This window comes from Brevundimonas sp. CURTG3B2_SDJG (assembly GCF_057364705.1).
In genome coordinates this window covers 1-11,061 of sequence record NZ_JBNFOJ010000080.1, presented here as the reverse complement: position 1 = coordinate 11,061, position 11,061 = coordinate 1, and the positions used below count along the sequence as shown (strand labels likewise).

Below are 11,061 nucleotides of genomic sequence, written 5' to 3'. Positions count from 1 at the left end.
GGCGGCGGCGGCGCTGGCGACTGCCGGCGACGCTGGTGGTCACTCGCCACAGGCCCGGCTTGGGCCCATCCATCGAGGCGGGCGCCATGGCGCCGCCTTCGCCGGCCTTGGTCTCTCCTTCGGCGGCTCCGCCTTGATTACACGCAGACAGCATCAAGGCCGCGGCGCCGGCCAGCACGAACATGGAACGCATGAAAATCCTCCCGTCGGGCTGATCCCGACCCCGTGGAAACGGCTACGGTTGGGGTCGAGTTCCCCCGGGCGAGAACACCGGGCCCGCACATGGAGGTTTCTTAAGTGGCGTGATGCGACATTCACCCCTAGATCGAGTCATCCTCCCTCCGGACACGCCGTCGCCGATGCCCGACTACGACTATCAGAGCGACCGGCGGCCGTTCTCGCAGGTCATCGAGGACATCGGCATGAAGGAGGACCCCAGGCTGTACCTGGGGGAGCTGGTCAACGCCTTCGGCGAGCGGGGCTTCGGCGCCCTGATGCTGTTCTTCGGCATACTGAACGTGGCCATCGGGATCATTCCGGGAACCACGACGATCCTGGGCGCCCCGCTGCTGCTGATGGGAATCCAGCTGATCATCCGGCGCGACCAGCTGTGGCTGCCCAAATGGGCGCTGAGCCGGTGGATCGAACGCTCGGCCTATCGCTCGGGCGTGGAATCGGTGCTGCCGCGGGTCAGGCAGATGGAGCGGCTGTCCAAGCCCCGGCTGTCGATCATGACCAGCGAGGTCTCGGAGGTGCTGATCGGGATCGCCACCGCGATCCTGGCCTTCATCCTGATCCTGCCGATCTGGGGCGGGAACCTGATACCGGCGCTGATCATCTCGGCCTTCGGGTTCGGCCTGATGCAGCGCGACGGCCTGGCGGTGCTGATCGCCTGGTGCGCCATCGGCCTGATCTGCACGGCGGGTCTGATCATCTGGCTGGCCTGGACCTGGGTGTCGCCCTACCTGCTGCCGGTCTGGGACTGGGTGCACGGCGTGCCCGGCGCGGTCTGGGGTTGGATCAGCGGCCTGTTCGGCGGCTGAGGCGCGAGACGCCGGAGAGGTCTCCCCCTCCGGCGCCTGCGAGAACCCGAAGCGGTCAGCCGCGGAACAGCGACAGGACCAGCTGCGGCGTCTGATTGGCGATGCCCAGCGCCTGAACCCCCAGCTGCTGCTTGGTCTGCAGGGCCTGGAGCTTGGCGCTTTCCTTCGCCAGGTCGGCGTCCACCAGATTGCCCACCCCGCTTCCAGCGCGTCCGACAGCTTGCCGACGAACGTGACGTGGGTCGAAAGGGCCTTCGACTTGGTGCCCAGGCGCGCCAGGGCGCCGGAGACCAGATCGATGGAGGCGGACACGGCCGAGAGGGACGCGGTCGCCTTAGACAGGGTGTCGATCGCCTGCGACGCCGTGACCGTGACGTTCGTGCTGCCCAGGGCCAGGACTTCGGGCGCGACCGTCAGGGTCGACGAGCCCTGCGCGTTGGCCAGAGCCGAGAAACCGGTCGCGCCGGTCTTCAGCAGGTTGACCCCGTTGAATTCGGCGTTGGCGGTGACGGAGGCGATCTGGTCGCGAAGGGCCTTGAAGTCCTCGTTCAGGGCGGCGCGGGCCGCGGTCTTGAGCGACGCATCAGTCGCCGCGAGAGCCTTCTCCTTCATCTGGAGCAAGAGGTCGGAGACCGTCTCGCCCGCCGCCAGAGCCACGTCGACCGCGGCGACGCCACGGTCCAGCGACTGCTTCACCGCGTTCAGCGCCCCGATGTCGGCACGTTGGCCCTGGGCGATCGCCCAGATGGCCCCGTTGTCCTTGGCGTTCGCCACGCTCTTGCCGGTGTTGATCCGGTTTTGCGTGATCGAAAGCTGGGCGTTGGTCGCGTTCAGGTTCTGGAGCGCCACTTGAGCGCCCACGTTGGTGTTGACCGACATAACCATCGGGTAGTTCCTTCCATTCTGGTCGGTTGTGAACGGCCTTCTGGCCGTAGAACCGGTTCTGGTTCGCGCACGCCCACGCAAGGAACGGGCCGGGCCCAACATCTTGTTTTCATTGGATTGAACCGTATGGAAAGCTTGCCGCCCGGCAGTTTTTGTCCGGCGGAGCGGAAGGGCGCTTCGGACCCGCGGCGGAGAAAGGTCGGATCCAGAGAGTCTGAAAGGTCTGAAGTGGCGGTTGCACGGAAAAACACCGTGCGACGCGTGCAACGCGTGCAATGGGCGGGTTCGGCCAGACGCCTTGGGCGCGGGTCGACGGACTGGATTGTCAAAGACCAGAGCCAGCAGTCTTGCATGATGATGCGTCAGAAGCGGACGCATCCGCTTCGACCAGGTGAGCCCCAGGCTGCCGTACGAACCTTGGAGGGAGAACAACCGGCGCCGCCTGTCCTCCCATGGCCTTGGCGGGCGATGGGGAGGCGAGCCGTGCGCCTCAGGCCGCCTGGGCGGGGCCCGGCCCGGCGAGGCCCTGCATGATCATCTTGTTGATGTCGATCAGGGCCTCGAAATCGTCCTCGCCGCGCATGACCGCCGAGGAGTGGCGATTGACGAACAGGCTGATCGAGATGATCTGGGCGCGAAGGGACTTGTCCATGGCGTTGCCGTCGCTGGAGCAGTCCGTGGCCAGGGCGCTCCACAGGCGGCGGTTCCAGTCCAGCGCGTCGATGCGGGTCGCGATGTCGGCGATGTCCGCGCCCTGGGCCTGCATCAGGGCGCGGGTCACCTGGCCGAACAGGCGGTACTCCATCTCGCGGGGGTTCTCAGCCCGCGTGGCTGCGGTCTTGTACGCCTGAAGCGACATTCGCCAGACCTTCCTCGTAATCCACCAGTTTCCGGGCCGACATCAGGGCCTTGTAGTATTCGCGCGCCATCACGTGCCGGGAGGCGGCGATGCAGTCCGCCAGGACCTCGGGATTGCGGGTCGCCCCCATGAACTCGGTCAGGCGCGTGGCGAACTCGTCGTAGACCTTGGGGGCCGCGGTCTCGTCCAGGTACATCATCATGACCGGGAAATAGACGCGCCGCGCCGGGGTGTTGGCGTCCTCGGGCTGAAGGATGTCCTTCTCGCGCAGCACGCTGGCCTTGTTCTGGAGGATCAGCACGCCGCGGCGGTCGCCGTTCTGGACGACGGCTCCGTTCAGCACGAATTTCTCGCCCGGTTTGAGCGACAGCTTGAGCGGCATCTGGGCGATTTCCCTTGGAGCCCGGCGCGCACGTTAGAAAGCCGGGGACCAACGCAGGCTAAACAGTCGTGGTTAACCATGTCTTGTGACCCACCCCCGGATAGTTGCGGATAGTCACCTTCGGAATCCCCTCGCATGTCCGCCGCCGAACTCGCCCCCGAACAGGTTCATGCCTTCGCGCCCGCGGCCCAGGGGACCGCCGGGGACGCCGCCTCCCCCGAGGCCATCCGCCGCCTGTCGCGCCAACTGGCCAGCCCCAAGCTGAGCATGAAGGCGCAGAAGAGGGCGCTGGAGACGCTGAAGGGCGCGCTCATGGCCGTCCGCGCCGGCGACTTCGGCCTGGGCGCGCGGCGCGCCCTGGACGCACTGAAGATGGACGAGACGAGCGGGCTGGCCTGGCACGTCCTGGCCATCTGCCAGGAGAAGGCCGGCAACCTGGGCCAGGCGCTGCAGGCCTATGAGGCGGCGCTGAAGCTTCTGCCCAACGAGACGGACGTAGCGCACGACCTGGGCCGGCTGGCGCAGCAGATGGGCTATCTGGAGATCGCCGAGAAGCTGCTGCTGAAATATCTGGCGGCGGACCCGGGCCACATCGAGGCGACCAACAACCTGGCCTGCGTTCAGCGCGACCAGAAGCGCTACGGCGATGCGATCGAGACCCTGCGGGCGCTGATCGCGATCGAACCCGGATCGCCGGTGCTGTGGAACACCCTGGGCACGGTGCTGAGCGACCAGGGCGACATGACCACGGCGCTGACCTTCTTCGAAGAGGCGCTGCGCCTGGACCCCGGTTTCGCCAAGGCGCGCTACAACCGCGGCAACGCCCGTCAGCCTCTGGGGGACGCCCTCGGCGCCTTGGAGGATCTGGAAGCCGCCCTGCCCGGCGCCCAGAGCCCGTACGAGCAGGCGATGATGGGCATGGCGCGGGCGATGCTGCTGATGGGGCTGGGCCGCATTCCCGAGGGCTTCGAGGCCTATGAGGTGCGACTGGACCCGCATCTGCCCGAAGCCATGCGGGTGGTGGTGGACGCGCCGCGCTGGGACCCGAAGGGCGAGGACATCCGGGGCAAGCGCCTGCTCATCGTGGGCGAGCAGGGCATCGCCGACGAGATGGTGTTCGGCGGCTGCATCGGCGACGCGATCGACGCGGTCGGCCCGGACGGCAAGGTGTTCGTCGCCGTCGAGCCGCGTCTGGTCGGCCTGTTCCAGCGGGCGCATCCCCAGGCCGTCGTCGGCGGGCACAAGGCGGTGAAGCTGGAGGGGCGGATCACCCGCTACGTTCCGTTCACGGAGGATCTGGACGGCAGCCTGGACCGCTGGGTCCCGATGGCCTCCCTGCTGGCGATCTATCGGCCCACGCTGGAGAGCTTCCCTGACCGGCGGGGCTATCTGATCGCCGATCCGGAGAAGGTCGCCCGCTGGAAGGATGAACTGGAGAAACTGGGTCCCGGGCTGAAGGTCGGATTGCACTGGAAGAGCCTGGTGCTTAGCGGATCGCGGGCGCGTTACTTCTCAAGCTTCGAGCGGTGGAAGCCGGTGTTGACCACGCCCGGCGCGGTGATGGTCAACCTGCAGTGCGGGGACGTGTCCGAGGACCTGGCGGCGGCCGAGGCGGCCGGGGTGCGGATCTGGACGCCGCCGATCGACCTGAAGGACGACTTGGAGGACGTGGCGGCGCTGTCGGCGGCGCTGGACCTGGTGATCGGGCCGGGCATCGCTGGGACCAATCTGGCCGCCGCCGTGGGAGCGACGGCGTGGATGATCACCGCCCCGGACGACTGGCACTATCTTGGAACGGACAGATACCCGTTCTATCCGCACCTGCGCTTCTTCCGGCGCGACGCATTCGACGACTGGGAAGGCGCGATCGCGCGGCTCCGGACGGCGCTGGAGGCGGCGGTGGCCGATCCTGCTTCGCTGCGGGCGGCCTGACCGGTCCGGAGACGGAGGAGAGACATGGCGCTGGAGATCGAGACCCTGGTGGGCCGCCGGTACGCCGACCTGCAGGCGGAAGGCTCGCCGGCCGCCCCGGACGGGCCGCCTCCGGAGACGGTCGATGGTCGGGCCTATGCGAGCCAGCCGAACCTGGGCCTATCGCTGGTCCTCGACGCGGACGGGCGCGTCGACACGGTTCAGCTCTATCGCGAGGGCCACCAGGGGTTCGGCCAATATCGTGACGCAATCCCGGGCGGGATTGCGTTCGAGATGGATCAGGCGTCCGTGCGGCGCACGCTGGGGACGCCAGCCGACAGCGGCGCGGCGAAGACGCTGCCGCTTTTGGGCCTCGTGCCAGCGTGGGACGCCTTTCATATCGGCGCGTATCGCCTGCACGTCGAGTACGCGCTGGACGATAAGGGCGTTCGCCTGATCAGTCTCGGCCTGGTCGCCGCCGCTTCGTAGGACCGGAGGCGGAACGCCCGCCGTCCGGGCCGCGTTTCTCCTGCGTACAGGGAGACGATCATGCCCGAGTTGGACGACTACGGCGACGACCAGGAACAGTCCGAGACCTTCGACGAGACCCATATCGACGACGAGGGCGACGGCGACGTCCTGCTGGACGAGGCCGACCCGGTGCTGGACGTCACCCAGGCGGACGGCGACGCCGACGAGGACGAGTTCGACGAGGACGATCTGGACGACCTGGACGAGGAGCTGGGCGCTTCCGGAATCGAGGCCGAGGCCGACGCCCTGCTGGGCGTGGACGGCCAGCGGCTGACCGAGATCGACGCCGAGAGCGAGGGACAGCGCGGCGGCGACGAGGTGGAGCTGGTCTATTCGGGGCTGATGCGCAACTCGCGCGGCGCCCAGGCCAGCGCGGCCCATTGGGAGGCCAAACGCCTGTCCGACGACGATATCGCCGACCTGGGCTACGGCCCCGACGGCGACGAAGACCACCCTGAAAGCTGAGGCGCGAACCGATGACCGCTCATGCCGACCATCTGAACAAGACGCAGGAAGACCGCGACCCGAACACCCCGCACGCCAAGAAGGCCCGGCGCGAAACCGGCAAGCCCGATCAACTGCGCGAGAAGGCGCACGAGGCCGAAGACCGGCAGGAGGCGCTGGTCGACGAGGGGGTCGAGGAGACCTTCCCCGCCAGCGACCCGGTGAGCGTCAAGCGGATCACGTAGGTGGCGGTTTCACCTCTCCATCGCCCTCCAAGGCGATGGAGAGGACAGATCGCGCAGCGATCAGGGTGAGGGCGACGCCGGCCCCGATCCTTTGCTCCCCCACCGCCGGCGTCGCCCTCACCTGGTCGCCGCTCTCGCGCCGACCTGTCCTCTCCATTCGCTTGAGGGCGAATGGAGAGGTGAGCGTCTTACCCCTTCACCCGCCAAGTGGCGCCGGCCGGCCGTCCATGACGACGACGTTCAAGGCGTTGAGGCGGTCGCGGATGCGGTCGGCCTCGGGCCAGTCCTTGGCCGCGCGGGCGGCGGCGCGCTGGTCCAGCAGGGCCTCGACCTCGGCCCGCAGGTCGTCGGAAACCTCGCCCTCAAGCCAGGCGGCCGGGTCGGACTGGAGCACGCCCAGGATGCCGGCCGCGGCGATCAGCTGGCCCTTGGCCCGACCGACGACGGCGTGGTCGCCGGCGGTCATGCCACGCTCGATCTCGCTGGAGAGAGCGAACAGGGCGGCCATGGCGCCTGGGGTGTTCAGGTCGTCCTCGACGGCCTTGAGGAACTCGGCGGGCGGCGCATCGTCCGAGGCCGGAACGCCGGACGATCGGTGCAGGGCGCCGTAGAGCCGGTCCAGCGACTTGCGGCTCTGGTCCAGAAGCGCCTGGTTCCAGTCCAGCGGCTGGCGATAATGAGCGCTGAGCAGGGCCCAGCGGACCACCTCTCCCGGCACATGCTGGACCAGGTCGTGCAGCAGCAGGACGTTGCCGAGCGACTTGGACATCTTCTCGGCGTCCATGGTCAGGAAGCCGTTGTGCATCCAGTAGCGGCTGTACTCGGCGTGCGGCTCGGTCCCGTGGGCATGGCCGTGGGCGCAGACGCCCTGGGCGATCTCGTTCTCGTGGTGGGGGAAGACCAGGTCGATGCCGCCGCCGTGGATGTCGATCGGCAGGCCCAGGGTCTCCTCGATCATGGCCGAGCATTCGATGTGCCAGCCCGGGCGGCCCTCGCCCCAGGGCGAAGGCCAGGCGGGCTCGCCGTCCTTGGAGGGCTTCCACAGGACGAAGTCGTGCGGGTTCTTCTTGTAGGGCGCGACCTCGACGCGGGCGCCGGCGATCATGTCGTCCAGATTGCGGCCGGAAAGGCGGCCGTAGTTCCGGTAGGACGAGACGTCGAACAGGACGTGGCCCTCGGCGGCGTAGGCGCAGCCGTGGTCCACGATGGCCTGGATCTGGGCGATGATGGCGCCGATGTGGTCGGTGACGTGGGGAGCGATGTCCGGGGGCGAGACGTTCAGCCGGCCCATGTCCTCCAGATAGGCGGCCTCGTACTTGGCCGTGATCTCGCCGATGGGCACGCCGTCGGCGGCGGCCTTGGCGTTGATCTTGTCGTCCACGTCGGTGACGTTCCTGGCGTAAATCAGATTGTCCGCCCCGTAGGTGCGGCGCAGGAGGCGCACCAGAACGTCGAACACCACCGGCGGGCGGGCATTGCCGATATGGGCGTAGTCCCAGACCGTGGGGCCGCAGACGTAGAGGGTCACCCGGTTCGGATCGCGCGGCTCGAAGACGCGCTTTTCGCGGTGCAGGGTGTCGTGGATCGTCAGCGGCATAGTGAGGCGGGGGCCTTGAGTTTTCTTGCAGGACGGACGGTCCGCCCCATATAGCCGTGCTGCCGCCTGCGCGAACAGCACGGACGGTCTATAAAGGGAGAGCGGCGCGCGTCCATCCGGGACCTTCGTTCCGGCGCTACTTCGCCGCTTGAGATCGAGAATGAGCGTAACCCCCGTCAAGCCTGTCCTGGTCGGCGAGAACGACGCGATCGTGCGCCCCAGCCGCGAGCAGGCGCTGGAGGCCGTGCGGACCCTGCTGGCCTGGGCCGGCGACAATCCGGACCGTCCAGGCCTGATCGACACGCCCAAGCGGGTGGTCGACGCCTATGCGGAATGGTTCGAGGGCTACGACGCCGACGCCGCCAATGAGCTGAGCCGCACGTTCGAGGACGTGCAGGGCTACGACGACATGGTGCTGCTGCGCGACATCGAGGTGGAAAGCCACTGCGAGCACCACATGGCCCCGTTCCTGGGCAAGGCCTACGTCGCCTACATCCCCGACGAGAAGGTGGTCGGCATCTCCAAGCTGGCCCGGGTGGTCGAGATCTATTCGCGACGCCTGCAGACGCAGGAGGTCCTGACCAACCAGATCGCCGACGCCATCGAATCGAATCTGCAGCCGCGGGGCGTGGCCATCCTGATCGACGCCGAGCACCAGTGCATGACGACCCGCGGCGTGCATCACCGCCACGTTTCGACCATCACCACGCGCTTCACTGGCGTCTTCAAGGCCGACGCGGCGCTGAAGGACCGGTTCCTGAAGCTGGCGAAGGGCTGATGGGCCGGGCGGCTCTGTCGATCGCAGGACTGGCCGCCTTGGCGTGCGCCTGCGCCGCCCCGCCCGCTTCGCCTACGCCCGTGACCGTCCGCCTGTCTCCGGGCGGCGGCGTCGCGGTGGACGGCGTCGAATCCGGACGGGAAACCCTGGCCGACGATCTGTGCCGGGCGCGCGGCGGTGAACGCCCGGGTTGTTTGGAAGGGCCATTGCGGATCGAGGCCGCCGCGGGATTGCCCTACGCGGATGTCCAGGCGGCCTTCGAGATTCTGCGTACGGCGGGCGTGGCGGACCACAATCTTGTCCTGATCGGGGAAGATTCATGAGCGAATGGCTCGCCTCGCGGGCGTAATTCCGGGAAACGCCGCGCTTGGGAACCCCAAGGCGACCGAAGCCGCTTTACAAGGCGGTTCCGGGACGCCAAGAGACGAACCGAAGCTTTCAGCGACGCTCGCCGCATGATGCGCCGGGCCTGATGGAGACACCCGCTCATGGGCGCCAAACTTTCCGGTCCGGGCAGCAAGGCCGGCACGATCCAGCAGAACTCTGACATCAACGTCACGCCGTTCGTGGACATCATGCTGGTGCTGCTGATCATCTTCATGGTCGCCGCGCCCCTGGCCACCGTGTCGATCCGCCTGGACCTGCCGCCGGCCGTGCCGCCGCAGAACCCGACCGAGCAGAAGGACCCGGTGTACATCACCATCCAGGAGTCCGGCTCGATCTTCCTGGCCGAGAAGCAGACCACGATCGAGACCCTGGCCGCCGACGCCTGCGCGGCGCTGGGCAACGGCGAGGCGGGCTGCCGCCAGGAGCGGATCTTCGTCCGCGCCCAGCCGGAGGTGAAGTACAACCAGTTCATGGAAGTCATGAACACCCTGCAGGAGAACGGCTTCTTCAAGGTCGGTCTGCTGAACGAAGACATCGAATAGGCTTCGCGCCCATTCAGGAATCAGAGGGCCGCGTCCGGCGAGGACGCGGCCCTTTTTTCATGCCCTCTTGCGCGTTCCACTGTTACAGCATAGTGGAACGCGCATGACGACGCTCTTTCCCCCGAACGCCGCCGCGCCCGGCCGCAGCCGCGTGGCCCTGTACGACGCCCTGCTGTCGCTGAAGACGCGCGACGAGGTCGACGCCTTCATGGCCGACCTGTGCACCCCTGCCGAGATCCGCGCCTTCGCCGAGCGGTGGGAGGTTGCGCGCCTGCTGGACGCGGGCGGCAAATCCTATCGCGAGATCGCCGCCGAGGCGCAGGCCAGCCCGACCACCGTGGTCCGGGTGGCCCGCTTCCTCAAGGAAATGCCTCACCAGGGATACCGTCTGGTGCTGGACCGCCTGAAAGCCTGAGGCGAGACCATGAGCACCGTGCAGGGGCGGCTTCGCATCGCCGTCCAGAAATCCGGCCGGCTGGCCGAGCGCAGCCTGGACCTGGTCCGCGACGCGGGCTTGCGGGTCGTGAAAGGCGCCAATGATCTGCTGTTCCGGGTCGAGAACTATCCCATCGACCTGCTGCGGGTTCGGGACGACGACATCCCCACCTTCGTCGCGGACGGGGTCTGCGACCTGGGCATCGTCGGCGAGAACGTGCTGGAGGAAGGCCGCAACGGCGGACCGATCGCCGAGGTGGTGATGCCCTTGGGCTTCGGCCGCTGCACGCTGAAGATCGCCGCGCCCGCGACGCTCGCCTACGACGGGCCGAAGTCGCTGGAGGGGCTGAGGGTGGCGACGTCCTATCCCCGCGTGCTGCGCCGCTATCTGGACCAGGCGGGCGTGCAGGCCGACATCGTGACCATGCGCGGCGCGGTCGAGGTGGCGCCGCGGCTGAAGCTGGCCTCGGCGATCTGCGACCTGGTCTCGACCGGGGCGACGCTGGAGGCCAACGGCCTGGCGGCCAAGGACACCGTGCTGGAGAGCCAGGCCGTGCTGATCCGATCGCCGATCGCGCCTGAGCCGGGCCTGCAGCACCTGCTGGAGAGCGTCGTCGAGCGGATGGCGGGCGTGGTGTCCTCGCAGGGCGCCAAATACGTGATGCTGAACGCCCCGCGCGCGGCGCTGGACGAGATCACGGCGATCCTGCCCGGCGCGGGATCGCCGACGGTGATGCCCCTGTCGGGCCGGGACGACGCGGTGGCGGTGCACGCCGTCTGCCAGGAAGCGGTGTTCTGGGAGACGCTGGAGAAGCTGAAGGCCGTCGGCGCCTCGGCCATCCTGGTGCTGCCGATCGAGAAGATGATGTGATGCGTCGGATCGATTGGAGCACCCTGGACGCCGCCGGCCGTCGCGAGGCCCTGGCTCGCCCGGCGCGGCGCGGCGATGCGCAGGTGAGCGACGGCGTGCGCGCCATCTTCGACGACGTGCGCGCCCGCGGCGGCGCGGCGGCGTCCGAGGC

General features: G+C 68.2%; 12 protein-coding genes and 3 pseudogenes. 10 read left to right on the top strand and 5 right to left on the bottom strand.

What is annotated here, in order from left to right; translation table 11 throughout:
- A pseudogene (locus tag AC2W7C_RS07395) lies at positions 1-193 on the bottom strand (hypothetical protein); the annotation flags it as partial.
- A gap of 166 nt (positions 194-359) precedes the next feature.
- On the opposite strand from AC2W7C_RS07395, the gene AC2W7C_RS07390 reads away from it, so the two are divergent.
- Entirely contained in the window at positions 360-1,043 is a 684-nt protein-coding gene (locus AC2W7C_RS07390; RefSeq protein ID WP_486000863.1) for an exopolysaccharide biosynthesis protein, read from the top strand.
- A 55-nt stretch (positions 1,044-1,098) separates the two neighbouring features.
- Here AC2W7C_RS07390 and AC2W7C_RS07385 read toward each other — a convergent pair.
- From AC2W7C_RS07385 to flbT, 3 genes and pseudogenes are all read right to left on the bottom strand, one after another.
- Positions 1,099-1,928, bottom strand: a pseudogene (locus tag AC2W7C_RS07385) (flagellin).
- Between the two features lie 490 nt (positions 1,929-2,418).
- A complete protein-coding gene (flaF, locus tag AC2W7C_RS07380; RefSeq protein ID WP_486000862.1) occupies positions 2,419-2,787 on the bottom strand; it encodes a flagellar biosynthesis regulator FlaF in 369 nt (122 codons plus the stop codon).
- Positions 2,747-3,169, bottom strand: a complete 423-nt coding sequence (gene flbT / locus AC2W7C_RS07375) for a flagellar biosynthesis repressor FlbT (RefSeq protein ID WP_486000861.1) — start codon at positions 3,167-3,169, stop codon at positions 2,747-2,749. Before flbT ends, flaF begins: the two co-directional genes overlap by 41 nt.
- Before the next feature lie 135 nt (positions 3,170-3,304).
- Here flbT and AC2W7C_RS07370 point away from each other — a divergent pair, with 135 nt between their 5' ends.
- From AC2W7C_RS07370 to AC2W7C_RS07355, 4 genes are read left to right on the top strand one after another with little or no spacing between them, the layout of a single operon-like run.
- Complete coding sequence (locus AC2W7C_RS07370; RefSeq protein WP_486000860.1) at positions 3,305-5,101, top strand: tetratricopeptide repeat protein; 1,797 nt, start codon at positions 3,305-3,307, stop codon at positions 5,099-5,101.
- Positions 5,102-5,125: 24 nt separating this feature from the next.
- Entirely contained in the window at positions 5,126-5,569 is a 444-nt protein-coding gene (locus AC2W7C_RS07365) for a hypothetical protein (RefSeq protein ID WP_486000859.1), read from the top strand.
- Between the two features lie 60 nt (positions 5,570-5,629).
- Entirely contained in the window at positions 5,630-6,076 is a 447-nt protein-coding gene (locus tag AC2W7C_RS07360; protein WP_486000858.1) for a hypothetical protein, read from the top strand.
- Positions 6,077-6,087: 11 nt separating this feature from the next.
- The gene (locus AC2W7C_RS07355) at positions 6,088-6,300 is read left to right on the top strand and encodes a hypothetical protein (RefSeq protein ID WP_486000857.1); all 213 of its coding nucleotides are present in this window, start codon (positions 6,088-6,090) and stop codon (positions 6,298-6,300) included.
- A 188-nt stretch (positions 6,301-6,488) separates the two neighbouring features.
- On the opposite strand, the pseudogene cysS reads toward AC2W7C_RS07355, so the two are convergent.
- Positions 6,489-7,897, bottom strand: a pseudogene (gene cysS / locus AC2W7C_RS07350) (cysteine--tRNA ligase).
- A 160-nt stretch (positions 7,898-8,057) separates the two neighbouring features.
- Here cysS and folE point away from each other — a divergent pair.
- From folE to hisG, 5 genes are all read left to right on the top strand, one after another.
- The gene (gene folE / locus AC2W7C_RS07345; RefSeq protein WP_486000856.1) at positions 8,058-8,675 is read left to right on the top strand and encodes a GTP cyclohydrolase I FolE; all 618 of its coding nucleotides are present in this window, start codon (positions 8,058-8,060) and stop codon (positions 8,673-8,675) included.
- Positions 8,675-8,998 carry an ExbD/TolR family protein gene (locus AC2W7C_RS07340; protein WP_486000855.1) on the top strand — a complete coding sequence of 108 codons (324 nt, stop codon included), beginning with the start codon at positions 8,675-8,677 and terminating at the stop codon, positions 8,996-8,998. The genes folE and AC2W7C_RS07340 overlap by 1 nt, the downstream gene beginning before the upstream one ends.
- 165 nt (positions 8,999-9,163) lie before the next feature.
- Positions 9,164-9,604, top strand: coding sequence for a biopolymer transporter ExbD (locus tag AC2W7C_RS07335; RefSeq protein ID WP_486000854.1), 441 nt, complete (start codon positions 9,164-9,166; stop codon positions 9,602-9,604).
- Between the two features lie 103 nt (positions 9,605-9,707).
- The gene (locus tag AC2W7C_RS07330; RefSeq protein WP_486000853.1) at positions 9,708-10,019 is read left to right on the top strand and encodes a YerC/YecD family TrpR-related protein; all 312 of its coding nucleotides are present in this window, start codon (positions 9,708-9,710) and stop codon (positions 10,017-10,019) included.
- A 9-nt stretch (positions 10,020-10,028) separates the two neighbouring features.
- Entirely contained in the window at positions 10,029-10,910 is an 882-nt protein-coding gene (hisG, locus tag AC2W7C_RS07325; RefSeq protein ID WP_486000852.1) for an ATP phosphoribosyltransferase, read from the top strand.
- The last annotated feature ends 151 nt before the right edge of the window (positions 10,911-11,061 follow it).